The sequence below is a fragment of the Alteromonas mediterranea DE genome, assembly GCF_000020585.3.
GTDB classification, from domain to species: domain Bacteria; phylum Pseudomonadota; class Gammaproteobacteria; order Enterobacterales; family Alteromonadaceae; genus Alteromonas; species Alteromonas mediterranea.
In genome coordinates this window covers 1,255,360-1,282,254 of the sequence record NC_011138.3, presented here as the reverse complement: position 1 = coordinate 1,282,254, position 26,895 = coordinate 1,255,360, and the positions used below count along the sequence as shown (strand labels likewise).

Annotated in this window: 23 protein-coding genes, 1 tRNA gene, 1 pseudogene and 1 riboswitch; of the genes and pseudogenes, 2 read left to right on the top strand and 23 right to left on the bottom strand. The window is 43.6% G+C overall.

All coding sequences use genetic code 11. The annotated features are described in order from the left end of the window. Positions 1-228: 228 nt before the first annotated feature. The 9 genes from MADE_RS05880 to MADE_RS05840 all read right to left on the bottom strand — a co-directional run bounded on the left by MADE_RS05880 (position 229) and on the right by MADE_RS05840 (position 7,007). On the bottom strand, positions 229-525 hold the full coding sequence (locus MADE_RS05880; protein ID WP_012517749.1) for a hypothetical protein: 297 nt from the start codon (positions 523-525) through the stop codon (positions 229-231). Positions 526-787: 262 nt separating this feature from the next. Next, positions 788-1,276 carry a ribosomal protein S18-alanine N-acetyltransferase gene (gene rimI / locus MADE_RS05875; protein WP_012517748.1) on the bottom strand — a complete coding sequence of 163 codons (489 nt, stop codon included), beginning with the start codon at positions 1,274-1,276 and terminating at the stop codon, positions 788-790. Beyond that, a complete protein-coding gene (locus MADE_RS05870) occupies positions 1,276-1,896 on the bottom strand; it encodes a hypothetical protein (RefSeq protein WP_015066525.1) in 621 nt (206 codons plus the stop codon). Before MADE_RS05870 ends, rimI begins: the two co-directional genes overlap by 1 nt. A gap of 312 nt (positions 1,897-2,208) precedes the next feature. Then, a tRNA-Trp gene (locus tag MADE_RS05865) sits at positions 2,209-2,285 on the bottom strand. A 112-nt stretch (positions 2,286-2,397) separates the two neighbouring features. Next, positions 2,398-3,321, bottom strand: coding sequence for a phosphotransferase (locus tag MADE_RS05860; protein ID WP_232363023.1), 924 nt, complete (start codon positions 3,319-3,321; stop codon positions 2,398-2,400). Beyond that, on the bottom strand, positions 3,278-3,922 hold the full coding sequence (pnuC, locus tag MADE_RS05855) for a nicotinamide riboside transporter PnuC (protein WP_012517745.1): 645 nt from the start codon (positions 3,920-3,922) through the stop codon (positions 3,278-3,280). Before pnuC ends, MADE_RS05860 begins: the two co-directional genes overlap by 44 nt. Further along, positions 3,922-4,185, bottom strand: coding sequence for a hypothetical protein (locus MADE_RS05850; protein ID WP_012517744.1), 264 nt, complete (start codon positions 4,183-4,185; stop codon positions 3,922-3,924). The genes pnuC and MADE_RS05850 overlap by 1 nt, the downstream gene beginning before the upstream one ends. A 17-nt stretch (positions 4,186-4,202) precedes the next feature. Then, the gene (locus MADE_RS05845; protein WP_012517743.1) at positions 4,203-6,293 is read right to left on the bottom strand and encodes a TonB-dependent receptor; all 2,091 of its coding nucleotides are present in this window, start codon (positions 6,291-6,293) and stop codon (positions 4,203-4,205) included. A 55-nt stretch (positions 6,294-6,348) separates the two neighbouring features. Beyond that, positions 6,349-6,452, bottom strand: a riboswitch (TPP riboswitch). 129 nt (positions 6,453-6,581) lie between these two features. Continuing rightward, on the bottom strand, positions 6,582-7,007 hold the full coding sequence (locus MADE_RS05840) for an acyl-CoA thioesterase (RefSeq protein ID WP_012517742.1): 426 nt from the start codon (positions 7,005-7,007) through the stop codon (positions 6,582-6,584). 59 nt (positions 7,008-7,066) lie between these two features. On the opposite strand from MADE_RS05840, the gene MADE_RS05835 reads away from it, so the two are divergent. Then, positions 7,067-9,346 (top strand): GNAT family N-acetyltransferase, encoded by a 2,280-nt coding sequence (locus MADE_RS05835; RefSeq protein ID WP_023559557.1) that lies wholly within the window; start codon positions 7,067-7,069, stop codon positions 9,344-9,346. Positions 9,347-9,846: 500 nt separating this feature from the next. Here the strand turns inward: MADE_RS05835 and MADE_RS05830 are convergent, their stop codons facing one another. From MADE_RS05830 to MADE_RS05800, 7 genes and pseudogenes are all read right to left on the bottom strand, one after another. Further along, positions 9,847-10,053 carry a hypothetical protein gene (locus MADE_RS05830; protein ID WP_012517740.1) on the bottom strand — a complete coding sequence of 69 codons (207 nt, stop codon included), beginning with the start codon at positions 10,051-10,053 and terminating at the stop codon, positions 9,847-9,849. A gap of 339 nt (positions 10,054-10,392) precedes the next feature. Further along, positions 10,393-11,658, bottom strand: a complete 1,266-nt coding sequence (locus MADE_RS05825; RefSeq protein ID WP_012517739.1) for a tetratricopeptide repeat protein — start codon at positions 11,656-11,658, stop codon at positions 10,393-10,395. A 2-nt stretch (positions 11,659-11,660) separates the two neighbouring features. Continuing rightward, on the bottom strand, positions 11,661-12,272 hold the full coding sequence (locus MADE_RS05820; protein WP_012517738.1) for an energy transducer TonB: 612 nt from the start codon (positions 12,270-12,272) through the stop codon (positions 11,661-11,663). A 1-nt stretch (position 12,273) separates the two neighbouring features. Then, positions 12,274-12,672 (bottom strand): ExbD/TolR family protein, encoded by a 399-nt coding sequence (locus tag MADE_RS05815; protein WP_012517737.1) that lies wholly within the window; start codon positions 12,670-12,672, stop codon positions 12,274-12,276. 11 nt (positions 12,673-12,683) lie between these two features. Next, positions 12,684-13,208 carry a MotA/TolQ/ExbB proton channel family protein gene (locus tag MADE_RS05810; protein ID WP_012517736.1) on the bottom strand — a complete coding sequence of 175 codons (525 nt, stop codon included), beginning with the start codon at positions 13,206-13,208 and terminating at the stop codon, positions 12,684-12,686. Between the two features lies 1 nt (position 13,209). Beyond that, the gene (locus MADE_RS05805) at positions 13,210-14,568 is read right to left on the bottom strand and encodes a MotA/TolQ/ExbB proton channel family protein (protein ID WP_020743101.1); all 1,359 of its coding nucleotides are present in this window, start codon (positions 14,566-14,568) and stop codon (positions 13,210-13,212) included. A gap of 6 nt (positions 14,569-14,574) precedes the next feature. Beyond that, a pseudogene (locus MADE_RS05800) lies at positions 14,575-15,335 on the bottom strand (DUF3450 domain-containing protein). Positions 15,336-15,885: 550 nt separating this feature from the next. Between MADE_RS05800 and MADE_RS05795 the strand changes: the two are divergent. Continuing rightward, on the top strand, positions 15,886-16,440 hold the full coding sequence (locus MADE_RS05795; RefSeq protein ID WP_015066517.1) for a 2OG-Fe(II) oxygenase: 555 nt from the start codon (positions 15,886-15,888) through the stop codon (positions 16,438-16,440). Here MADE_RS05795 and MADE_RS05790 read toward each other — a convergent pair. The 7 genes from MADE_RS05790 to MADE_RS05760 all read right to left on the bottom strand — a co-directional run bounded on the left by MADE_RS05790 (position 16,437) and on the right by MADE_RS05760 (position 26,674). Continuing rightward, entirely contained in the window at positions 16,437-18,251 is a 1,815-nt protein-coding gene (locus tag MADE_RS05790; protein WP_012517732.1) for a tetratricopeptide repeat protein, read from the bottom strand. The two genes, MADE_RS05795 and MADE_RS05790, sit on opposite strands and share 4 nt — an antisense overlap. Continuing rightward, positions 18,251-19,243, bottom strand: coding sequence for an aspartyl/asparaginyl beta-hydroxylase domain-containing protein (locus tag MADE_RS05785; protein ID WP_012517731.1), 993 nt, complete (start codon positions 19,241-19,243; stop codon positions 18,251-18,253). The genes MADE_RS05790 and MADE_RS05785 overlap by 1 nt, the downstream gene beginning before the upstream one ends. 51 nt (positions 19,244-19,294) lie before the next feature. Beyond that, positions 19,295-19,567 carry a hypothetical protein gene (locus MADE_RS05780; protein WP_012517730.1) on the bottom strand — a complete coding sequence of 91 codons (273 nt, stop codon included), beginning with the start codon at positions 19,565-19,567 and terminating at the stop codon, positions 19,295-19,297. Between the two features lie 5 nt (positions 19,568-19,572). Next, positions 19,573-20,703: a prolyl hydroxylase family protein gene (locus tag MADE_RS05775; protein ID WP_012517729.1), complete on the bottom strand. Its 1,131-nt coding sequence runs from the start codon at positions 20,701-20,703 to the stop codon at positions 19,573-19,575. Between the two features lie 65 nt (positions 20,704-20,768). Then, positions 20,769-23,576 carry a TonB-dependent receptor gene (locus MADE_RS05770; protein ID WP_012517728.1) on the bottom strand — a complete coding sequence of 936 codons (2,808 nt, stop codon included), beginning with the start codon at positions 23,574-23,576 and terminating at the stop codon, positions 20,769-20,771. Positions 23,577-23,901: 325 nt separating this feature from the next. Then, positions 23,902-25,359, bottom strand: a complete 1,458-nt coding sequence (locus MADE_RS05765) for a TonB-dependent receptor domain-containing protein (RefSeq protein ID WP_012517727.1) — start codon at positions 25,357-25,359, stop codon at positions 23,902-23,904. A gap of 226 nt (positions 25,360-25,585) precedes the next feature. Then, on the bottom strand, positions 25,586-26,674 hold the full coding sequence (locus MADE_RS05760; RefSeq protein WP_012517726.1) for a tryptophan 2,3-dioxygenase family protein: 1,089 nt from the start codon (positions 26,672-26,674) through the stop codon (positions 25,586-25,588). Between the last annotated feature and the right edge of the window lie 221 nt (positions 26,675-26,895).

Below are 26,895 nucleotides of genomic sequence, written 5' to 3'. Positions count from 1 at the left end.
ATAAAACCTCCCCATCCTGTTTACACGCCAATTTATCGACCAAATGGTCAAGTTTTTAGTTTACTGTGGAAACTTTGTTATACGGCGGGTTGTCCATTTGAGTTTGCGACTTCGAATAAAGTTTGAAGCTCTCTTTTTGTTAAGAAAGTCATTTGATAATTCATGTCGATATTCGCTGATAAAAAGCTGAAATGAGGAGAGTTCAAAGACGAGTTACATACATATTCCCTAAATATACACAGCAATAGAAAGTAGCTTTCTTTGGCCTTTTCCTATTTTGCTTACACTGTGCATATATTTATCAGGGCGGAAAAAGTAAACACGATTAAAAAGATTAACAATGACTTTCTCAGCCCAGAATACGCCGCCTTGTTCGGGCTTTTTCAGTACAACGTTAAATTTAAAATAACGCCCGGCCCCCATTGGGTCATTATGCTCTAGCACGCGATGCCCTTCTTGATAAGTAACCACGTTAATGGCAAAACGCCTTGATGAAAAAATAGGATGGTTAAGGACTTTAGCCATGAGGGGTTTCCTTGTAGAGTTTCAATAAAGTCTGCAACACTCTTGCTTCAAACACGCGCTTCGTAAGCGCCTAAATAAGGCACTTATAGATGCAACATGTCGCGTTATTGGGTCGAGCTAGTTATGTTTGCCGTGCAGGAATATTGTCTCAATATAAGGTTGGGCACGCTACCGTTCTAGAATACTTGATGAGGCGGGTTTGTACTTTGTTATTCACTAGCGCTATATGTAAAAGCAGAACGTATCGCTGCTGATAATGAGCTTAATAAACGGCTTTTGACCATTTCATTATTTTGGCGTTTTCCTTCCCCGTCCTTGATGAGTTGGCCTCGTAACTTTTCGTGGTGTAGTAATTTTTGCGGGTTTCTATGTGTTCAAACCCCGAACTTTCATAAAGCTTAATGGCAGCGAGGTTACTTTCTCTCACTTCTAGCCACATTTCTATCATGCCGTTTTGCTCTGAGGCTGTTAGCACATAATCTACTAGGGCACGTCCTACGCCCTGCCCTCGGAAGGCATCATCCACCGCAATATCCATTAATGTTGCTTCATCTGCTACTTCTAAAACAATGGCATACCCAATGACCTGCTCGTTTTCATAAGCAAATACGCCATAATAAGGTTTGGTAAAGCAATCTTCGAAGGTGCTGAGTTTCCACGGTACAACTTGCGCCTGCTGATGGATTGTATGGGCATGCGCAATTTCGGCTTCTGTACCTTTTTCGGGTGTTAGCTTTAGTTTGACCGCCACTACTGCTGTTCGCTATTTGAATTATTTAAGGCAGCGCCAACAGACACTAACTGCGACCAAAGCTCTCGCTTTTGTTGAACGGTAAGCTTAAGAGGAGTCGCAGGTAATATAATGGCAGTATCGCTTATCGATAATGTGCGACCAATCATGATTGTGCTTGCCCAGTTCGAGGGTACCCCTAGCTGTATACAGGCGAGTTGCAAGTCTTTTAACCACTGTTGTGACTTAGCTTTTTGCTCTGCGCTTAACGGAATACCATCAGGAGAAACAGGCAACGGTGAAGACATTGACGCACTTTCCCTTTTATTCGGGGCTTTGGTTTCAGGCAAAGACGCCGTGCTTTTTTCTGTTTTCCCTTTCTCGTTATTATTATCACCCACAGAACCGCTCACACTAGCGCGAAGCTGAGCCAAACGAGATTGCTTTTCTTCCTTTGAAATCGGTGTTGAAGTTACAGGAACCTCGTTTGCACCCACAACCTGTGAAGATGGTGAACTATTCAATTGGTGATTGGTGCGTGCTGTGCCTTCTTTGACCTTCTCATTATAGGCTTCTTTTGTGATCCACGTTGGGATCCCAATTTCCTGGAGTACTGCTTGTTGATAAGAGGTTAAAGACACTTCACCATCCATTTAAATTAAGACGCAGCGTAAATTCACTAGCATTCCATCACAGTTTACTAAAAGTGCTTGTTCTATTGAATAGCCATTATTTATAACGTTGGACAATATCCTTCGCTATAGGCATAAAGCGGGCGTTTTATTAGGTGCTCTTACAAGCCGCTATGAAATGCGCTATTAACTATGTTTAAATCCCGCCCTGTTAAAACAAAAGCGCAAATAGCCAGCTAATAAATGAAAAAGCTTTTAATAAAGGAGAAACAAAACTGAAAATAAAGACAAGGAAAAAGAAAAGTACTCAAGAAGAGAAAGTGGCAGGGGTGGAGGGACTCGAACCCCCAACCATCGGTTTTGGAGACCGCTGTTCTACCAATTCGAACTACACCCCTAGCGCGCTGTGCATTATACGGATGACATTAAAAAGGTAAAGCCTTTTTATCACAACTAAAGTTCGCATGCTCAATTAACACCCAATGCGCTGTTTTTTCAATCGAATGCGGGTTAAATCAATGCGTCGTTGGCTTTTAGCGCCGCAAACCAGAGGTCATTCGTTACCGAAACTATCTCTTTATGAAGGTTGAACTCCGCGAGTGCAATCTGTTGATTAATTCTCATTATATCTGCGTAGCGCTTTACGAGTTCGGTACTTGTCATGCTATCTAGCTTATTGATAAGTGCACAGCTAGCTAAGTCAAAATAACGGTTTCCCATCGCAGCATACTCCCAATCAATAACAGTGAGCGTGTTATCTCGCCTAATCAATATGTGATTTACTGCCAAGTCGTTATGACATAACACACTATCGTTTTCGGCCTGCTCGCTTTGCAAAACCTTAGGCCGCAATCGCCTAGCTTTTTGGTACAAAGTGCTATCCGTGTTTAGCTTAGCGATATCAATATAGTGCTGCCATCTTGCGGCAAGTTTTAGCGGGTGGGCCTTTATCGACAGCTGATGAACGCTGGCAAGGGTTTGAGCTAAACACTGAGGGGTTAGACTAGGGTTAGTTGTGTCGCTTTGCCATTGCTCTACCCAAATTGTTTCATCATCGCTTAACCAGATAGGTTGTGGTGCTAAACCTAAGCGACATAGTTTTTTCTGCAAAGCGAACTGATAAGTGCGGTCAATACCGCTAAAGCGATCGTCACCTAACCACTTAACAGCAAAATCACCTACACAGCACGATTGTTTTGGGTCTCGGCCTTGGTTTTGCTCTCCTTCAACCACTTGGCCTGTTTGGCGGTGCCTGAATGCTTTCTCAGAAACACTGTGAAACTGCAGTTTTCTTTCAGTGCCTTCATAGTGTAAAGCAACATTTTGGAGTCGATAAACATGGTTTACAGCCCCAGATGGATGCACCGAAAGCTGGGCACTGTCACTAAGTTTAAGCGCCTTTCGCAGCGTGGCGATGATATCCAACGTGCTCACCTTGTTTTTTATATTGCACTAACCACTGATAATAACCAAATACGGCAAACCCCACATAGCCTAGAAACAGACAAGCAGATAATGCATAGCCCACTTGCAGATATAAATAGGCAGAAGCCAGATTAATGAAAAACCAGTAAACCCAGTTTTGCAGGATTTTATGGGCCACCATAAATGTGGTGACGACACTCAGTAAATTAATACTCGCATCTAATAGTAGGTACTCACTATTGAATTGCGAACCTGCCACCAAAGATAAGCCCCACGCCATTAAAAGCATACTAGGTACTATTAGTAAATGTATCCATAAAGGCCAATGACGAACGGGCTTAACCCTCCCCTCTTCAGTGCCTTTAGACCACTGATAGTAGCCATAACCTGCCATGATCATATAAAAGAAATTAAGCGCTGACTGAAAAGGTAAGGTAACTTGCCAAAATAACCAGGTATAAATAGCGGTGCTGACAAAAGCACACAGCCAGCACCAGCTATTCTGTTTAGCAGCCAATAGCACATAGGCTATGGCGAGCACTACCGCTACCCATTCCAATAAAGAGGTAGCGGCAATTTGTGAGGTAAATTCAGAAAGAAAATGAGTCATCAAGACGACTTTCTGGCTTGCATAGCATCAAAGTTGAGAAACTTAGCCACAAAAATAGCTTGCCCTACTTCTTCATGGGTTCTTTGCATTTCCTCGCCTAATATCTTCATAACGACCCCGTAGTCACCTGTTACCTGAGTGCTGGTTGAACTTGTCGACACCGAAATATCGCGGTAGTTATTTAGCCTATCGATAAAATCTTGGATGGGCGGAATGTATTCGTTTACCAGAGGGTACAACGAGAGTTCAACCATAACTTGCATAACTGCTTCCTTTTATTTTAAAACGTGTACTTTACGGTAACACCAAATTGACGACCGTTACCTAGCTGATAGTACGGCTCGTCAAACGCATACTCATCGCGAGGGTCGTTACTGAAGCCACCGAATCCTCGGGTGTAATACTCTCTATCAAAGGCATTTTGAACCCACAACGTCGTCTGCCAATTTTCGTGTAATACAACAATTTCAGAATTCACTAATGTGGTGCTTGGCGCAGTTACATCATGTCCGTCTGAGAAGCGGTATTCACTTTTGTAGTCTATGTCTACACGCCAAAGCACCGTTTCAGTAAGTACGTACTCACTATAAAGGTTTGCAGTCCATTTAGGAGACTGCGCTTGCCTTTGCTCTGTTACTTGCGTGCCGTCGGCAAGAGTATAACCTTCAAATGTCGCGCTCAAATACCCCACGCTTGCATCGACCTGCCATGCGTCGGTAGCAAACCAGCTAAGCTCTATCTCAGCACCTTTATTTGTTCCCAAATCTGCATTATCGATAATATCAACGAACCCTGCCGTACCGTCATCGCGAGTAATAACGTCAAAATCACTTACCTGTGTGTCTTTCCTATCCATGTAGAAAAGCGCTGCTCTTGCGATAAGTTCTGGCGTCATCAAAGGGCCTTTAAACCCTATTTCATAGTTCCAGTTATATTCCTCATCGAAAAAGCGCTGTTCGTCATTCACACGGCTGTCGGGGTTAAAGCCAGCGCCTTTATAACCGCGAGAAATACTGCCGTAATAGAAGTGCTCGCCCTGTGTATACTGAAGCGCCACTTTCCCACCGACCATGGTAGTATCGAAAGCGCGTGTAAGCAGGTTATTGTCAGCGTAGTCAAAATCGTAGTTTTCTAGCCTTAGTCCCGCAACTAACACTAAATTATTGTTGATACGGCTTTCAGTATTAGCGTAAATTGCCGTCGTTGTTGGCGTGTATTCACTGGCGAAGTCGTTATCGAGGTAGGTGTATTGTCGAAGCAGTTGCTCTTCGGTGTTTTTGTAAAAAACACCTATAGTCCAGTCGGTTATGCCATCGAACAATGCGGCGCTCTCGTTAGACACAAAACGAATTTCTCCTGTTTGTGTATCTACATCGCGATAATACGCATCGAATGAGGTATAACCCCAAGGGTGAAAGCCAGTGAATGTCCAGTCTTCGTCGTAGCCATAAGCGATATTATGCGAGGCGTGAGTAGCAATGAGAATTAGATCGCCTGCCGCCGTTTCTGTTGTCGAACGCGCGCTTACCGCATGGGTTTGATGCTCATCAAAGCCAGGCTCGTCAGATAAGGTTCTATTATCATTATCTAGTGAAAAAGCATCATACCCATTGTCGATATCATACCATCGATAAGTAAGCGCAAGCGTTGTACGCTCATCAACATGCCCTTCTACAGCAAAACGCAATGCGGTTTCATCAATATTGTTGGTGTCACTTCGACCGAGAAATGTGTTTTCAACAAAACCATCACTGCTATTGTGAACCAGCGCCACGCGATAACCCCAGTCACCACCTATGTCGTTCCCTGTAGCGCCTTCAATTCGGTAGGTATCTTTATTGCCCACTCGCGCCTCGACATAATCAGGGGCGTCGCTACCAACGTCATTGCTTGAGAGCTTCACCGCACCGGCTAATGCGCCTGTACCGTAAAGGGTAGCTTGCGGGCCGCGATACACTTCAAGTTGCTTAGTATCAAAAATTAAGCCTGCAGCAGCTAGACCAGAAAAATCGAACTCATCAACGATAAAGCTAACCGATGGGTTAATAGGCTCGGCAAACTGACTACGCTCGCCAATACCTCGAATTTGAACGAATCGCCCACGAGAGGCACCTGCGGCAAAGTTCACGTTAGGAATGCTGTTTAGCACGCTATCAATATGAGTAGGCTGTCTGCTACTAAGTCGCTCCTGATTTAAAATAGTGGCACTCGCACTTAGCTGGTCTAGTGTAGTTTGACGAAAGTCCCCGGTTACCACAATGCGCTCGATATCAGTATTAGAGATAGTTGTATCGGCATTAGCGCTTTGCTGCTGGCCATACGCGGCAACAGAAGTAGCAATGAGTGTAAGTGTGAAAAGTGTTTTATACATGGGATCTCTTATTCTTACTTAAGAAAAAAGATCCGGGTCTAACGGCAGGTTATTAGGCTATGTTGTGAACCATTCCTACGCCGGTATTATCCGGATCAGGTTTAAGGGTTCCCACTAAAGTGGATCTCAGACCGAAAACGGACACCCCTTGGTATAGCGTTGAGCCCTCATTAATAAAGCCTCAACTTCTGCGACGGAGTCTACCAGTTCGATAGACATCGTCAAGCAGATAACACGTTAAGCTAACTTCATATTTTTTATATGATATATAGCGAAGGACGCTGCGTTTTATTCAGCGTCTATGTTCATATTTAAACGACGAACTTCGTCATCAGTTTGCGCTTTTAAACCTTCCAGCGTTTTACCGTGTGCTGTTGGCTGACGTGTGTCTGGGTCAACTTTTACGAAAACAATATCGTCTGCAAAACAGATGGTTTTCTTTGTAGCTTTATTGCGTACTAAACAGCTAACAGTAATAGACGTGCGGCCCACCGCTTTGGTTTCTAAGCCAAACTCTACGATATCACCTTGCATGGCTGGTGACTCAAAGCTAATTTCGCCGATATGCTTGGTAACCAAGCAATTAGTTTCCAACTGACAAATTGCCCAAATTGCGGCTTCTTCGTCAATCCATTCTAACGCGCGGCCACCGAACAGAGAATTGGCATAATTAAGGTCATTTGGCATCACTAAACGCCGAGAAAGAAAGCGCATTCGAATTCCTCATAATAAATCGCTACTATAGCGCTAGATTATACCGAAAAAACAGTTTCATGGCGCTATCTCAATTATGTGAGTGGGTTTTAGCCCCCTTCTTTACCGAACATCAAAACTCAACGTTGCGGTTGCATCGCAGGTTATTGGTGATTTCTAGCCACGACGAATTTTGTCACAACGCACTAACCACAGTGACTAATGCTATCGATAAATCTAATACCGTTAAATACAACCTCTTTACCGGCGAAATGCTAAAGGGAAAGAAACGCAAGCAAGTATTAGGTAGTGAGTGGGATATCGCATTTTTAGACTGTAGAGACTTTTTCAGACCTGGCGATGTCATGGCTGTAGCAGGCACGGTAAAACAGCATGGGTGTTTAATTCTTATCTGCCCCCCGTTTACAAAGTGGCCTGAAAACGCTGCCGTTTCGTTTATTTCTGAAGGCTATAGCCTGAAACGCAGCCTTTATCTTGCGCGCTTTATAGACCGCCTTCAAGGCAATCCATCCATTGCTTTTTACCGTGAAAGCGCGACTTCCTTGCCAGACATAGCCCGCTATGAAGTAAATAAACTTGATGCTGCAAATGTTTATCGTGGCGCTTTGTTTAAGTCTTATGAGCAAGAGCACGCATTTAACAAGCTAAGCCAAGGGTTCTACCATAACCAACTTAATGCGCTTATCACCGCGCCAAGAGGTAGGGGAAAGTCGTCTCTTTTGGGGTTATTTATACAAAAGCTGATAAGAGAAGGCCATCGCGTACTGTTAACCAGTGAACGTCAGGAAAACGTCAAAAATGTTTTTGATATTCAAAATCCAAGCGAAGATACTAAAGATAACCACACTAAGGGCATAGAGCAGATACAACCCGCTACATTACCATTTAAAGGAAAAGAAATAATAACCAATGGTACTGTAAAGTGGGTACCACCAGATAGCGACCTGCTGTGTAATACTGATAAGCAAGATTACGATGTAGTAATTGTAGATGAAGCTGCATCATTGCCACTGCCACTAGTGCATAAGATCATCAAACATAATAAGCAGTGGATATTAAGCACTACCCTTTTAGGTTATGAAGGTTCGGGCAGCGGCTTTATACACAAGCTTCTACCTAACTTGCCACCTTCGGCTATACACCTTACTTTGACAGCCCCTTTAAGATGGTATCAGCACGACCCACTTGAAACCTTTCTTAACGAAACATGTTTGTTCGAAAGCGATAGCTCAGCGCTGATAGACGACAAGCACATCGAAAAAAGTGCAGCTGACATCATCGAGCATAGCGCATTTAATTTATCTACCTTTGAAAATGTTAGCGAACAGACGCTACAACAAATTATGTCTTTACTCGCGCTAGCCCATTATCAAACAACACCTGATGATTTCATGCGTTTAATGGATAGCCCAGATGTTCTAATAGCTTCGCTTTCGCTAGATAACATAATAATAGCTGCCTCTATTATCAATATCGAAGGAGGTAGCCGTCTTGAAGAAACCGCAGAGGCTATAGCTTCGGGAAAGCGCAGGCCGAAAGGTCACTTAGGCGCACAGCGACTTTGTTTATTATCAGCAAACGGTAATGCTGCTACCTTTACGTACTGGCGAATCAACCGCATAGCGGTGCACACTAGGCTGCAAGGTAAAGGAATTGGTAGCGAGCTTCTTAGAAAAATTACTAACGAGAGTTATAGGCATGGCATTGATGCGATATGCACATCCTATGGCACTACGGCTAAACTTGATGCTTTTTGGTGTAGAAACGGCTTTGAGGTTGTTGATTACGGCCGAAAGCCCAATAAAGCAAGTGGAGAAACCAGTGCTCTGGCCGTGCTCGCCCATACAAACAAGGTAAAAATGCTCGTCAGTGAGCTTATAACGCTACAAAAAAGCTATCAGTCTACGCTTGGGCTTTTTTCATTACCGACTAGCGTTATTAATACCTATCAACAAAAACTACACCACTTTATCGACGGCTCACGGGCGCTAGATGATGTATGGCCCATACTATGTAAAATTGCGAAGTTTGATGGCGGCACTTTCAACGACAAGCCTGGTGATGCGAGTGGTTTGGATAATGCCAATAGTGCGGATAGTGCGGATAGTGCGGATAGTGCGGATAGTGCGGATAGTGCGGATAGTGCGGATAGTGCAAAGTATAGCGACTATAAGCCAATACAAAATATCGCTAAAATAATTAACGAAAATTCGCGGTTGATAGATGTATTTATTACGTCAAATATCGAACTCAAACAGCTTTGTAGTGCGCTTGATGCAAAAGGCTTGAAAGAAGCAACCAAAAAATTAAGAGAAAAACTAAAGCCAGCATTATTTTAGAGAAACGAGTGTGCCGACGCTACATACGTTCAGAGAGAATTTAGTAAACGAGCGTTGTGTACCTACCGAAAACAAGAAGCTATTTAATACAAGAACCTAGCCTGTAGATAACTTTCTATCTCTTCAACAATTCCCCAAAAACAATAAAGCATATCGAGTAGGGTGAGGCTTGCGCCTCATCCCTCCCTCAGAACACTATGCTACGGGCCTCGTATACGGCTCCTGCATACTTCATATCACTTGCTAAGTGACACAATGCTAATTTGCAATCTAGTATCGTGCGCCCTATGGACATCGTTCATTTTCTAACATTGTGGTAACTTTCATTGCAGGGTTTGGCGTTCTAGCACTGAGGCAATCTACCAAATTTGACTACAATTACTTCCCATATACGGCCTGTCTCACCAGACATCACTATTCCTAGCGCACCGATTCGACTTGTCCCGCTGATCAGGCGGCTTGTGTATCAATGATAAAAAAACTCACAACTCATCAGAGTCTTAAAGTCTGCTTCCCCCCTTCGCAATCCATTTAAGCTTTTGGCTAAAATGGATCCTATCAAACACAATGCTGATAGTCGGCTTGGTTTTACCCTCCACACCATTACTGGCTTTCATCGGCCTAGCCTTACTCACTACTACGGGTTCATCTGCCACCTCACACTCGCAACATTCTTGGATCACTCCTTGAACGATACGTCCAACCATTTGATTGGATCCAATGCCAGGCTTCCCCAGTTACTGCACTGGCTCCCTGTTAGAAATTCCACCCTCAAACACAAAACAGGTCTGACTGAGTATCGGGCTTCGCGCTATTTTGCACGCTTACCCACCTGCCTTGCCGAATCAGGTTCACTTTCATTGTGTACCTCTAACTTCCTATGGCTTCCTTCGGACCCTGTCGTTGGCCAACAACGCCCTTGCCATTCGGATTATCTTCCCCTCAGTCAGGGTGATTCAGGTTTCTTTCAACCTGACGGGTTTGCCAGCTTCGCTGGGCAAACAAAAAAGCCTCCCGAAGGAGGCTTTTTTGGCTAAAACCGAATATTAGATGTTAATACCACGGTTCTTCGCTTTTTCCTTAATATAAGGTTCCCACGCTGCTGCGTTGCGGCGTAGTGAGCGATCTTTCTTAGCTTCTTGCACGTGCTTGTAAGCAGACTTGAAGTTACCCGCATAGAAGTTCGCTTCCATAAGTGTGAAGTGAATTTTCTCTGGGTTTTCAGCACCGCGATCCAAGGCATTTTGTAGTGCTTTGATGGCGCCTTTATAGTCTTCAGCTACAAGTAGAAGCGTACCTTGCTTACGATAATGCTCAGGGTCTGAACTCTTAGCCGCCGCTTGTGCATACAAGTTAGCAGCCGTTTTAAAGTTCTTAGCTTGGTGATATGCATTAGCAACATTAGCAATCATATCAGCATCATTTTTCAACAAGCCTTCTTTCATGTGCTTTTCAAGCAATTTGGCCGCCTTGTAAGGCATACCATTGCTTTGATAAAGCTGCGCAAGCGTTTTAATTTCCGACTCTTTTTCTAGATAACCTTGCATATAAGCAAGTTCTAGCGTTGAAAGACCTTTTTTATAGTCTTCAACTAAGATGTAGAAAAATCCTAAACGCGACCACCACGTTTTCTCTTGCGGGAAAGTTCTAACAAGATCTTCCGCAACAGCAACCGTTTCTGGGTACATCTTACGCTCGTAGTAAGAAGTCAGCTTCAACACATACGGGTTCTTGTTTGGCTCTTCATACAAAGCAATTGCCTTGTCTGCCGGCTCTACCATCTTCGCTAACTGCTTAGATTCGAAATAAGCCTGTGCCAAACGCGTATACACGTCTGCGTCTTCTTTACACGTGAAGTCCATCCACTCGTTATACCATTTAATGGCATTGGTGTACTTCTCTTCCTGCATGCTCAAATCACCTAATAGCTTAAGTGTTTGAGAGTGTTCAAGGTCGTTAAGCACTTTTGGTTCAACAGATTCAACCAAATAGTTTAACGCTTTTCCACCTTGACCTTCTTGCGCAGCAAGCAAGTTACCAATAAAACGCTTAACGTAGGCTCTATCAAAATCGTCCGAAGGGTCGATTTCATAAAGCACGTTTAACGCTTCGTTGACTTGGTCTTCATTGTAGAATTCAAAAGCTTTTTGAACTTTCTTACCGGTACGCTCACCTACTAGCGTTGTTTTACCCTTTTCATAACCAGGACAAACAACAGGTGCAGACTGCGCTAGGGCAGCGGGTGCTGAAAGCACCGCACCTGCGCCTAACACTAAAGCAACGGCTGACATTTTGAATGTACGTTTCATCATGATCATTGCTCCAGTTTAAAGTCTAGCTGTACGAACATGCCAGGTTGTTTAACCGGCTTGCCATCAACGATCTTAGGCTTGTATTTCCACTTACGTAGAGCACGACGTGCTTCACGGTCGAATACGCGCTTAGGTTCAGCTTCAATAACTTCGATATCTTCAACACCACCAACTTCGTTGATAGTAAAAGATAGTCTTACCCAACCTTCACGGCCATCACGGGCTGCATCAGGTGGATATTTCGGGTCGATACGAACGATAGGTGTTGCTTCACCGTCACGTTGCATAGCACCAACACCACCAATGTTTACACCAACACCACCTGTGTCGATAGCTGGAATAGCTAAGCTAAAGCCATCTGCATCAGGTTCCGCTGTTTCCGGCTCAACTTGCTCCATTTTCGGAGGCTGTGGAGGCGGAGGCGGAGGCGGTGGTGGAACACGAGTACGCGTTTGCGTTTGGTCGTCTGGTTCCTGCATTACAATATCGATCACCGGTGCAGGCGGTACTTCGTCTGCTGGTCTAGATGAATTTTCAATCAACTTGGCCATTAGAACGAACAGGGCAAATGCGACCGCAGCACCTAATACAATAGATACAAGTATACGTAACATCTTATCCCCTTGCCGCTACCGAGACTCGGTTAACGCCAGCGGCTTTAACCTGATCCATAATTTCAACTACTAAACCATGCTTCGCTTTAACATCAGCTTGAATGATTACGTAGTCAGTAGGCTGCTCGGTAAGCAGTCTTTCTATATTCGCTCTTACGCTGTCCGGCGCAACTTCACGCTTGTCTAGCCAAACATTTCCGTCTTCCGTTACGGCGATGAAAATGTTTGCATTTTTGTGAAGAATCGCCTGGCTCGCATCTGGCTTGTTGACTTCGATCCCTGCTTCTTTAACGAAAACAGTGGTAACGATAAAGAAGATCAGCATAATAAACACGATATCCAACATGGGCGTCATGTCGATCTGTGCATCTTCTTCCTCGGTTCTGACTTTTCGAGCCATAATCTCTCTCTCTAATGATGTGGCAGGCTATCAACTAGCCCTTCTCTTGCCAGCTTCACCTTCGCTTCAAGACGTGAACTGATGAACAGCCCAGATAGCGCGGCTACCATTCCCGCCATTGTCGGGATAGTTGCCATAGAGATACCAGCGGCCATAAGACGAGCGTTGCTGGTGCCCTGTGTTGCCATTGTCTCGAAAACACTGATCATACCGGTTACTGTTCCAAGTAGACCGATTAGCGGACACATTGCAATAATGGTTCTGATAATCAGCATTCTAGCGTTTAGATCGTCTGACGCTTGAGAAATCCACGCGTCACGGATTCTATGCGCATACCATGATGTGGTATCTGCTCGGGCATCCCAATTCGCGATGATGTTTTTCTTCACCTTTGGGAAGACCGAGGTTAAATACCAGTAACGCTCAATCATTAAAACCCACATGAGAAAGAGCGCGGCAGCAACGAAGTAAAGTACGTCACCGCCGGTAGCGATAAAGTCCCTGACCGATTCGAATAATCCAATCAGGTAATTCATATTACGCTTTCTCCGACTCTGTGTGAGCAGCTACGATACCCGCAGTTTGCTCATCAAGAATGTGGATGATTGATTTGCTACGAGAAGCTACGATGCTGTGAGTAAGGATTAGAGGCAGAGCCGCGATAATACCTTGAGCCGTAGTTACAAGAGCCATTGAGATACTTCCTGCCATCATACGTGGGTCACCAGTACCGAATAGTGTGATGGTTTGGAACGTCTCGATCATACCAAGTACTGTACCTAGTAGACCTAGTAGAGGAGCAATCGCTGCGAAAATCTTGATTACGTTGATACCGCTTTCGATACGTGGAAGTTCACGTAGGATTGCTTCATCAAGTTTAAGCTCAAGGTTCTCTGCGTCAGCAGTCTTGTTCTCTTGATAAACCTTTAGGATACGACCTAGAGGGTTACCTTCAGAAGGATTGCTTACGTTCTTAAGCTGTGAACGCATTTTGCCGCCAACGATAGTTAGCGTGATCATTTTGTAGATACCAATCAATAGGCCAATAGCAAGCATTAGCGTGATTGTATAACCTACTGGACCACCAGCGTGGTAACGCTCAGACATAGTCGCTTTCTGCTTCAGTAGACCAAGGATTGCACCTTGAGAAGGGTCAGCATAGAAAGGAACGATGCCAGAAGTCGCGTCGATTAGTTCGTCAGCTGACGCTACGAAGTGACCGTCTGGTTGACGACCTAGAGGCTGAACTACTTCAGCTTCTGAATCGTAAGCTAGATAACCAGCTTCACCAACAAGGTTAAATGTACCAACACGAACAACTTCTTGCTGTGAAGAACCGCCGTCTAGGTTAACAACTTCTGTAGTGAACTTAACAACTTCACCACCTTCAGTCATTTCTTTTTGAAGCGCGAACCAAAGGTCTTCAAGTTCTTGAATGTTAGGAAGACCTTTAGAGTCTTCTGACATTTCAGCTAGGAACTGACCACGACCTGGAAATTGTGCACTAACGATTGAAGTAGAGATACGACCGTAAGCTTCAGAAGACGCTTGACGTACCACACCGAACATTTCACCAAGCGTACCAGTCGCTTGGTCTAGCTCAGCAGCTTTTTCGTTAAGAGTAACTTCGTTGTCTGAGAATTGCTTCTGTAGACGGTCACCACGAGCCTGTTCAGCTTTTAGGTCTGATTGAGCTTTGCGAAGAAGCGCTTGCTTATCAGCACGTGCAGACTGGAACTCAGCTTCACGTTTTTTATCTAGACGAGCTTCAGAAACGCGGTTCTGTTGAACCTGATCTAGAAGGTCTTTAAGGCTCTTTGCTTCCTGAGCCTGCGCTCCGGTTGCCGCAACTGCAACTGTCGCAGCGGCTAAAAGAGATTTGAATACTGGTTTCATTAACAATTACTCCGCTGCGCTAATTGGTAGTTTAATCAGATCCGCAGGAATGACGTTGTTAGCCATTTTAACTGCGTCAACAACTGAAGACAGATATTCGTCACCCAGTTTTTCCCATGCGCGGCTTTCGTTGTTCCATACCCATGCGTGAGTTTGGTCCAGAGAAAGTGCAACTAGCGCTGCGCGACCTAGGTTAAAGAAGTCAACAGTAACTTCTGTACCTGCGTCGTCAATCGTACCTTGGTAAGAGTTGATTTTCGTACCGTATTCAACTTCTACTAGGTAGGCTTCTAGCACCTGACGGAACTGCTCAGAAACAGTAACGTTAGAGTTAGCCATTAGATCGCGAAGACGCTCAACGCGCTGTAGACGCTCTTCTAGGTGATTGGACGATCTAGCTTGATGAACTGCTCTAGGCTGTCAATCATGCGGAACATAAGAGGAACGATGCCCTGCTTAGTTTGCTCGATGCTGTCGATTTGACGCTGTAGAGAGTCGATACCACGTTGCTGGTCTGCAACTAGGCTAGCGATGTAGTCGTTGTAGATTTTAAGGTTTTCTGTCTCATCTACTGTTTGACGATACTCAACAAGTAGTTCTTGAGACTGTTCAAACAGCGTGTTGATTTTTTCTTGAGATTTCGCTGCAGCCGCGTGGATTTTCGCTTCTTCTTTATGAAGATCTTCAAGCGTATCTGCAGAGACTGCACTACCTGTTAGTGCGAATGCACCCATAACAGTAGAAGCAATAAGAGTTCTCTTGCTCATTTTGGACATAGTTCCCAACCAAATTTCTTATTTGAATCCTCGCCGATAGGAAAATATTCGGGCAAGGGGCGTATAAAACTTTCACAATTTTGTTTCAGGAATGTAGCGCTGACTTCAATAGCCAGTACTACGAACGTAGTATACTCACATGGAATGTTACGTTTAGTCAAGTAACACACTGTTTACACCTAACAGATTTTCAATTAACTGCTCGTTTAACGTTCAGTTAGATGTAATATGTGTTGTATTTTTTCCAGCATATTTCCGGCCATTTCTTAATCGTTTAATATTCATCCAGAAAATTTGCTTTTTGATAGGATAAATTGCGTATTGGAGCAAAAAGATACTTTCTAAGCTGCACTGTTTTAGGGCAACATTATTATCGTCACTTACTTGTGGTGCGTTGCTTCTCCTTTGCATGCTGCTCATTGCCGTATAAAGGCGCTTATTAATCCCACAGAATAAAAAAACCAGCACAAATTTACATTGGATTGTTACTTACAATTTGTTATTTATACCGCCATCTATGTACAAGCAAAACTAATAAAACATGAACTCACCTACCTACAGTTGCACAGTGAATAACAAACCGATTTGGGTTTTCGATGATTTATGCTCAGTCGAAGAAGCGACTGGGATATTTAAAGGGCTAGAACTTAGCGCGTTTAAACACACTGAAATTGCGCGACCCGATACAGCAAAGTATAAGCATTGGGCGGTCGCGTTAAGCGATACTCAAGTGCGTGGGCTAGCAGTATATCAACATGCCATAAAAACCATATTTGATACCACAGGAAAGCACTATCGCGCCTATCGTGGTTACGTAAATTATGCTTCCTATGGCGATATGTTGTTTACTCACACCGATTGCCTTCCAGAAGCTGACGAACTAACGGTGTTAGTTTATCTGTGTCCCGAATGGGATATTGAATGGGGCGGAGAAACGTTATTTTATAATGATAACGACGATTGCGTTTTTGCAAGCACGCCAAAACCCGGAAGAACGGTTATTTTTCACGGCGCCATCAAGCATGTTGGACGTCCGCCCAATAGAATTTGCTATACACCTAGGTATACCCTAGCTTTCAAATTAGAGCCAGCTTAACCTTGGCTCTCATTAGCAGGCACGATATCAAACGCTACCGTTAGTCGTTGTTCGTCCGTTAAAATAGGGTTTGTTCCATGCCACATATATGAAGGAAAGAGTACTAGGTTGCCTTTCTTTGGTTTAATAGCAAAGTCTTCTACCATGGTCACTCCGGTAATGTCGGGGCGGCCAAAAACCAGCCAACCATTACCGTTTTGTTCTACTTCACTAGGCACATCTACATACAATACACCGCTAAGCCAACCTTCCGAGTGATAATGTGATTTATGAAAACCTTTTTTACGTAGCCTTACAGACCAGCTACCAATAAAGTTAACATCTGGGTGTAGTCGAGATAAAAACGGGTGCTTTTTCTGAGACAACAGCGCAGATAAAAAAGATGTCGCCCTATCTTCTATTGCAATTTTAAGCGCTTTGATCAAATCGTGTTCGGCCTCTAATAGATTCTCGAAGGTTTGAGAGCCATTGCGCAAAGACTGGCCAATAGGATGCCGTTCATTATTATGTAGCGTATTAAGATGCGCTTCCAATGCTTCTATGAAGCTTAGATTACTGCCTTCACTTTCAAAAAGCGGTGTGACCTCAACAAACTTTTGGTAATTACATAACTCGCTATACTTTTGCTCATTTCCGCACGCCTTATACGCTGTAGATAAAAGCGTCCAATAACCTTGGTTGAATGGCGCGATGCGGCAAACAAGTTCAAGTGCCTTAACTGCTTCTTTATATCGCTTGAGGCTTAATAGAGCGTAACTTTTCTCAATAAGTAAAGGGAGCGTTTCAACTGTCGGTTTCGAGGCGTTAACGCTAACCGTAGCCAGCGCCCTATCAAAATCTCCAAGTTCTCTTAACGTATTCGATAAGCTCGCCGCCGCTGCAATTTGATAAGATGGAAGCTTAGCTTCGACCAGTTTTTCTAACCACACTTTCGCTTTGTCAAACTCTTCTACTCTTATCATTAGTTCGGTATAAGCAAGAATTAAATCAGGCTTGTCTAATGACAAGTTTTTTTCTAACAAAGCAAACGGCGCCTCGACGTTTTGTACCCACGCTAGATGTGCATATTCTTTGTGTAAACCGACACTATCAGGAAACGTAGTTAACCCCTCTTTATAGGTGGCGAAAGCCTCGTCCAACAAACCATTAAGTGCAAAGGCTGCCGCCAGGTTTTGAAACAATTCAGCGGTTGATTGACCCGTCGAGAGTGCCTTTTTATATAACAAAATTGCTTCGTTAAACTGATTATTTCTTCGCTTAATATTTCCTAAATTATTGAGCGCTTTAACATTTTTCGGTTCGGTTTCTAACAACTTTTTCAAATAGCGCTCAGCCTCAGCATCGCGTTTATTTTCAATTAAAATGGATGCGATCAGCAGTAGAACTGTGCTTTTAATAGGCTCTCTTTTTAACAAATCGTGACATTGCATTTCCGCATCTTTATAACGCTTGGAAACTAGAAAGGCTCTTGCCAAATTGTACTTGTAATCAAATGCGCCGGGCTTAACTTTTAAAGCTTTAGTAAACCATAAGATAGCTTTGTGAGTCTGCCCTTTATCGAGAAGCAGGTTTCCGTAGCTATTCATCAAGTCAGAAGATTGAGGAAAAAGCTTTAAACCTTTTTCAAAAATTTTTGCGGCATCATCAAGCCTACCAATTTTCCTCATCGCACTGCCGTACAACTGCGGAACAACTGCATCAGCACGTGCTATGGCGGCATTTTGCTTCACCGTGTTGATGACCAAGAGGAAATCACCTTTGTTAAAGGCATTAATAAGGTTTGGAATTATTATATGTGGTTGCAGCTGCATTATGCGTATAACCTCTTATCCAATGTTGCTAACGCTCCGTATTGCGAAGACCATTCGCTGTAGGCTGAAATGAACTGGGTAATGTCTGCCCGCTCGTCAAGCGTTAAATGTGGATTCCAAACATCCATAATTAATACCGCTCTAGCGGTGTCGGCGCCATTTTCCGCGCTATGTTGATAACTGTCATCAAATAAAATTGCCGTCTTCCCCTCACGCCAAAACACTTTTTCATTAGCAACATTTAAATAGGATTTATCATTGATAATCAGGGGGATGTGCAGCGTCCACTTAATATTGGAAATACCGAAGTGAGGAGGTATTTTTGTATTTGGCTGTAACACAGATATCACAACCTCAGGCGCATGAACTGGGCAGTGAGCTAAAATCGGAGAATCGAAGAGCGCTTTGATTTCCTCAGGTAGCTGCCTTCCATGCTTGGTTAACTCACCGCCTTTCATTAGGTGAAGTGAGTTCCACTTTAGCGCCAACTGCGCCCATTCTTTGGTGTTTGGCACGTCTCCAGTGTCGTGAATATATGGCTCGTTTGCTTGTGATAACCGAGATATAAATACACCCTTATATTCAGAAAGCGCAGCTACATAAGCATTTAGCCCTTTTACTGAATTTACATCGGAAAACGGCGCAGATGGGAGATTTGGAACATACAGAAAACTTGGCGATTGCAAAGCTTTATCAAATTGCTTTTGCTCAGCACCACAAAATATTGCGACGGCCCGTTTTATCCTATCACTCGAACCGATAGACTGTGTTTTAACAAATAAATCACGTCGCGCTAAATTCCCCACGTTATGAATATGTGTAGCTTGAGATTTAGTAAGTGGAACACTCGTTGCTGGAGATAAATACTCGGGCCACAGGGAGAAGACTTCACTATAAAGACGAAAAGCATCATTATAATGCCCCGCGTTTATAGCGGCAGTTATTCTAGCGAGTGTTTCTTCGAGGCTATCGTTATTGTTTTTATTAGTCATACAAAAATGGGAAGCGTTTTGCCTCCCATCTTAAACTAACATTCGGTGTATTTACAGGTCACCGCCACCAGTTTCTGTACCGCGCTGCATACGCAACCAACCATCGCGACCCGCTTCACGCATTTGCTCTCTTTCTTCTACAGAGTAACAGACGCGTTGCATGCGGTTTGAACCTATTTTCTTTTCCATTTTGCAAACCATACCATCGTCTTCTGCATTGGTATCAGCTTTTGCATATTGAGAACTTTGATTGCTAGTTGAACCACATGCACCAAGTGCTAGAGCAAGGCTTGATGCAAGAATTATTTTTGTAACCATTTTCATCCGTGTTATCCCTTAGTATAAGTACCGTAGATTAAGTTACCATACATTGTTGTACATTCTCTAATCCATTTTGTAACTAACCATTTATTTTCCGAAACTGTTGGCGCACCAGCATGATAGCTATTCAACAGTAGCTTTCCGTTTTCATCGCTGTTGGAAAAAACAACCATAGTTCCACTTTTTGGCGCTATACGAATATCAAGTTTTGGAAAAAGGGTTTCTCCCCCCTCACTGATGGTATTTAAATAAACAAGTGCAGTTTTAATACGCTGCTTTCCGTCTTTAAACATTAGTGCATCGTTTATTTCATTCAGCCCATCGTAATGCGGTTTATACTGCTGACCAGGTGAATACCTCAGTAAATTTAGCGCTTCGCCATTTTGTCTTAAGGTGTGCGTGATCTGCGAAATTGTTTTATCGAGCTTACGGGTAATCCAGTCGCAGTGAGCAGGCTCTATAACCGCAACATAGCTCGTTCGCACACTATCAATTTTTCCTCTCCCCGTCACAGGGTCTACCACCATTGAAGGTTTTAACAATGCGTTAAATTTAGTTATTAAATAGCGGCATTCATATTCGGATAAAATGCTTTCATATACTTCAATGGGTAACGATTTATCTAAGATCTTTGAAGGTTCATATACTCTAATGAGGGCACTGGATAGTTCATCAACGGTTTGTTGATGGGCGCTCAGAGCAGTAGAAACTGATACTTCTGAAGTTAATTTAAGCTGGCTACTAATATTTGGTGCTAAATGACAAACCTTACCTGCGATATAAGAAAACGCGCTGCTTTCTACCGATAAGTAAGAAAGCGTAACGAGGTAGGCTTCAATAACGCCTTCCTCACCAAGTGAAAGTAACGTCTGTGCGACAAATTTAGGGTTCCATGCTATATCACCAAAATAGCCAATCAGCAATTTATGGAACTGAACAACGGGACTATCAGCACACCCTGCTCCATCTAGAAACGCAACAGACTCGTTAGGGTTTTCACCCGATTTATAATAAGCATAATCCAGCGCCGCATTGATATCCCCTAACTCGCCCGCCTGCTTTAGCCATAGCATTGCCTCATCAGTATTGCCTGAAGAATGAGCTTCGTTAGCACTGTTGATACACTGTTCTATATTCATAACCTGTTGTCCACATAACAAAAAAGCCTCCGAAGAGGCTTTTTAAATTCTATCTACAACTTCAATTAGAAGTTAAGGTTTACTCTTGAGTAGAAGAATTGTCCAGGAATTTCATACATAGACGGGTCGAAGCTGTTAGCAAACGTCGAGTAAGAAACTTCTGGATCAGTGTCGAACAAGTTGTTCACACCAAGCGTGATGCGTAGGTTATCGTTAACTGCGTAACCTAGTGATACATCGTGGTATGCCATATCTTCAAGTTCGTTGAAGCTATCGCCACCAAGCTCGTCGCTTGGATCACTACATAGTTGTTGATCTAGCGTATCGCCATCGATTGAACACTCTTCAGTCGTGTGGCCGATGAAGCGAACTAACCAGTTAGCTGTCCAGTCATCGTACGCCCACGTTACTGCAAGGTTAGTACGTAGACGTGGAACAACGTCACGGTCGCCCGCAAGACCAGCATCGTTAAACTCAGTAGATGTGTTTGTTACTGGGTCAACAACAATCGTTGTGCGTTCATCAACATAAGTACCATCCCAGTTAACGCGGAAATCACCGTACTCAGTTTCAAAGTTATACGCTACGTTGTAGTCGAAACCAGACGTTGTTTGACCACCAAGGTTTACTTGACCGTTAAACAAGTCTACTACGTTACCGCCAGCACCACGTTCAATAAGCGAACATAGGTTTACACCAGTTTGGGCACAGGCATTAAGAATGGTTTGTGCACCAACAGATGACACTGCGTTATCAACTTCAATATCGAAGATATCAAACGTGATTGACAGGCCTTCAACTGCTTCAGGAGAGTATACGAAACCGTATGTGAAGCTTTCTGCTTCTTCTGCTTCTAGGTTTGCATTACCACCTACAGTAGTACGAATCTGCGTGTTAGGTTGCTCGTAGCTTGCTGGAATACCTGCACAACCTGGAAGCTCTGGGTTACCCGCAGCACCGCCATTACATGGGTCAGTTAGCGGCGCAAAGCTATCACTGTTACCTGAGAACAATTCATCAAGAGATGGAGCACGGAATGCTTCAGACCATGTACCACGTACAAGTAGGTCGTCATTAATACGCCACTTCAGACCAATCTTCGAGTTAGTAGTGTCACCAAAGTTGCTGTAGTCAGAGTAACGAGTAGCAAGTTCTAGGTCTAGCTGCTCTACACCAGGCATATCTGAAAGAAGCGGAACTGCAAGTTCTAAGTAAACTTCTTCTACACTAAAGGCACCAGAGGTAGGCTGACGCGCGTTACCTGAAGTAATACCCGCAGCGATGATTGCATCTGGCTGGTCGTAGCCTGACTGCCAGCGTTTCTCATAACCTGATGCGAATGCTAAGTAACCTGCTGGTAATTCTAACAACTCACCAGAGATGTTAGCAGAGTAGCTTTCTAATGAAGAGTTAAGCTCGTCTTGCGCAGTGAACGTAATGTAATCAAGCATTTCTTGCGTAATTGTGCCTTCACCGATTACGTTTGGCGCACCACCGAACAAGTTAAGCGGAGTACATTCGCCTGTACAGTTCGCAGGGTCACCGATAGCTTGCGCTACGCGGTCCATATTAAGAAGACCGTCGGTAGACGTGTTTTGCGTGATATCTGCGTACGTGTAGTTTGCATCCCAGAAGAATTCTCTGTCAGCAAATTCGATAACGCCTTCAAAACCACCGTTGAACTGGAACTGGTCAACATTCTGTTTAAAGCTACGGAAACCCGCTTCCATCATACGGCGACCAAACAAGAACATTTCACGTGCATTTGGATCTGCATCTAGTACGTCTTGGTCGGTCGTAACGTCGAAATCGTAAGGGCTAAATGGATTGTCAGCCGATAAAGTGAAGCCCGTGTCGCCAAACGCGGTACCGATGAATAGTGGAGTAGGCGCCAGAGCCTGCTCTGACTTACGGTTGCCGTAAAAGCCTGTTACGTTTACAGATAAATTGTCTGTAAGTTCATAACGTGCCTGAGTATAAATATTAGTACGTTCTTGTGGTGTAGATAGGTAGTTGAACGGCGCGAAGTTGAAGCGGCTATCTGGTTCAACCCATGGCTCTAAACCACCGTTGCCGTCACCTTGTTCGTTGAAGCCATTATCGGCTTGGTCAAAAGTCCAGAAACGCCCCTGAGGTGGAGCTGATGAACCACCGAAGCCTTCAGGCGTACCAAAAGTAGGTACTGCAGAGATTTCACGGTCGCCCGCTAGTGTTGGCTCTTCTTCTACGTAGCTGATGTTAAAGTAAACATTGCCTTTGTCGTTAGAAGTACCGAAGCCGATATCCCACTGCTCTTTGTTGCCGTCGCCTTCGTCATATTGGCCGATGTAACCAGATGCGTGAACGCCTTCAAAATCTTGACGAGTGATGATGTTTACAACACCAGCAACCGCGTCAGAACCATATACCGCAGATGCACCATCTTTAAGCACTTCAATACGCTCGATGATCGATGCTGGGATGTTGTTAAGGTCAACAGAGCCAGTAAGACCTGGCGCCCAACGCTTACCGTTAACAAGAACTAGCGTACGGTTTGAACCAATACCACGAATGTTAATAGTCGTTGTACCATTACCACCGTTGTTGTTATTGGTGTTAATAGCAGAACCTGCAGAAGGAATTGCTTGAAGAACGTCACCGATTGAAGTAATACCAAATTTTTCGATATCTACACGTGACATAACAGTAACTGGGTTTGCACCTTCAATGTCGGTACGACGGATACGAGAACCTGTTACTTCGATTTTTTCTACTGCGTCCGCTGCTTCTTCGGTTTCCTGTGCGTTAACTGCACCAGTGAAGCCGATAGTTGATGCCGCACCGAATGCGCACGCTAGCTTCACTGACTTAGCCAGCTTAGAGTTTGTAAACATGTATTGTCTCCCTGGACCACTAAAACTCTTAGTGTGTGTTTCTTAAATCGTTTATATAACGAATTATTATTAGTAAGGTCAAAGCCTCACTTTGATAATAACCACATCCTAAGCGAACGGTCAACTGGGATTAGACGGGTGTTCGGTAAAAGTTCAATTTTTTTTCGTCTTTTTACCTTCTTTTGTAAATATTAACTTACATTTAACATTTCAAGCTCATTAAATAACCACGCTGCTCACTTTGCGTACGCTTTGGTAAAAAGGGCGGAATATACACCTAAAGTATACCCACGCCCTAACCTTAAATCTCTGCTCTGCCCTTTAATTAGAACGAGTAATTTACGCTAAAACGAACGTATCTAGGTGTTTGCCACGCAGTCGGTAGACCGTAATTTGGGTTCACATCTGGGTTTGTTGGATCAGCTGAACTTTCATCATCATAAATCTCGTTAACTTCTGTTACGCGATCGTTGTTGAGAAGGTTGAAAATATCCGCGCGCACTACCAATGTTTGGTCTTCGCCAATATCGATATTATAAGATGCAGAAACGTCGATAGAGTAGTAGCTGCTTGTTCGGCCACGAGAACCTCGAGGCGCTGGCTCACCACCGGCAAAGAATGACTCTGAATCATACGCCTGAGCAAAAGTATCTGTCGGGTGATAACCAAACGCATTGATTGGGCGACCGGTCCAAAACTGAAGGTTTGCACCAAGGGTTAAATCTTCAGTCACTGCATAAGCACCGTAAAGTTTAACCTGATGACGTCTGTCGTTTGGCAAGTCACCATAGGCGTTATCAAGTAGTCCTGGTTGGTCAAATAACGTCGTTAAACCTGCATCATCCTGACCGTTATCTGAACGCACGTAACCTTCGTTGTTACCCCAGTTATGTGACCATGTATATGCGGCGTTAAGCATCCACACACCGTCCCATGCTCTCTGCCACATAAAATCAACAGCTGCATACTTACGAATTGAATCTGGGTAACCCAATTCTTCAGCAGACAAGTCCATATAAACTAACTCACCTTCAGCGCCCGGCAACTCAGTAGTACCGATGCGCATATCAGAATTAGGATTTGTTAGTACATATTGGTGGAAACCATCCCAGATGTCAGATACGTCACCGTAGCCATTCGCTGCAGCCCATTCGATAACAGCCGCATCGATTGCCATGTCTTCGATAGTGGTAGACAATTCACGGTATGTACCTTGAATTGACATACTCCACTCATCATTTAATTGGAACTGGTAACCAGCGATAAACTCATCTGAGTACATAGAATCAAGGTTTTGGTCTACGATCTCATCAGGTGATTTTGCCGTGCCGTCTGCAAACACATCATCAGGCTGTGTTTTAGCGCCCGTTAGATTAGGAATACCCAGCGCTTCATCAGCAAAGCCTTCAAACTCGTAGTATTCTTGTGTGTACGTTTCCGCACCTGCTAAACGAATATTCGTATTTGCTGCGATAGGTAAATAGTATCTGCCGTAGCTCGCCCATGCTTTGGTCTCTCCATCACCAAATACGTCCCATACTGCACCTAAACGAAGTGCCCACTGGTTGTCGAGTTTGGCAAAAGACTCACCGTCAGCGTTAAAGTTTTCAAACGTATCGTTACGAAGACCTGCGTTGATAACCAAGTTGTCAGTAACTTGCCACTGATCTTGGACATAAAAAGCGAAGTTTTCAGAATCAAATTGACCACCAACGTTATAGTCACGGTGACGAACTTGGTAAATTTCTTCGTTCGCAGGGTCACTGTCGTTAACATAGTACAAATTATCCGAAAAGATAATTGACTAAGCAAAGCAAAGTAATCAACTCATTTATGCGCAGCTTGCGACGAAACAATCCTTTTGAGCGATGACCGGTTGAACCGGCCCTAATTTTCACTAAATATATAATTTAAATGCATTTTTTCGAATGTAGATTTATTGTAGATAAAAGCCCAACTGCTTTCTTACAGGCTCTGGCAAGTCAGGCAATGCATTCGAATATCACAACCTATTGCAAATAAAACCCTAACCGTCGACGAACGGATTCTGGTAAATCCGGTAATGCACTTTTTGGTAATAGAAAGGTCGCCATATTAAAGAAGTCTAAGTAAATACGGTTGGATTCTGTGGTCTTCTTAAGATAATGGTGGCCTGATGAGCCCCCTGTCCCTATTTTGGTCCCTAGCATGCGTTGAACCATCATAGCGTGACGATAACGCCAGATTGTCAACTGCTCGTCTATTTCGGTTAACGCAGTAATAAGTTGGAAAGGTAGATTAAAGATTGGTTCTTCTGAGTACTGCTTTATAAACAGTGCTGATAGTAAGGCGTTATGACTTAAACGAAACTTGCCCTCGCCTCTTAGCTTTTCGAACTGTGTTTCGTTAAACAACGCGTCGAAGTTTTCCATGGTCGCTTGCAAGTCTTTTATCTCTTGTCGCTTTTCTGTATCAGACAACATGTCGCTGGTTGAGACGGTGTGATGATCATCTTTCAACATTTCGTCAGCCGCATCTTTATAATACTGCCAAAAATCAAAATCCTCTGTTTTTAGCAATGGCATTCGAGACAGCCACTTATCAACCAATTCAAACAAGCTAGGTTTATTTTCGAGGTTTTCTAATAAGGCTCTGTCTTTATCAGTTAAACGGTTGTAGAAACTTTGCTTATCAAAATCAATGCGAAACTCTCGCTTTAAGCCAAGGGATATTTCTAACCGTTTAAACTGAATACTTTGGAAACCTGAAGCGGGAACCAGATAGTCCCTGAATGAAAGAAATTGCTGAGGCGTCATGGTCTCCATAATGGCAATCTGGTCATTCATTAACTTTTGAATTTGAATTATGCGCTGCAGTCTGTGTACCACCTGCGTGAGTTGCTGATCTTTTACCGCCTCTTGATTGAATGTATCAATTACCGCGTTAAGTTCGTGAAGGACTTGTTTAAACCACAACTCGTAAACCTGATGCACTATGATAAAGAGCATTTCTTCGTGAGCCCCATCACCGTATTTTTCACTTTGTAAGTCTTGGGCCCCTAATATTTTATCTAATTGCAGATAATCGCCGTAATAGCAGGGCTCTATGTTCTTTTTCATGTCGTTTTTGCCTTATCACTCTATTTATTGAGCGCTATACACTCGATAAACCGTTTTCATTCCTAAATCAAGATGAAGAGAAACCAACGCGTGTTTATTGATAACTTTTTCAATGTGCGCGCAATTCTAGCACCGATGTCTCGACATCCACAGAATACAAGCTATACATTATAAGGATATATAGCTAAGGTCAGAGCCGAACATTTTACGTGTATAAAAAT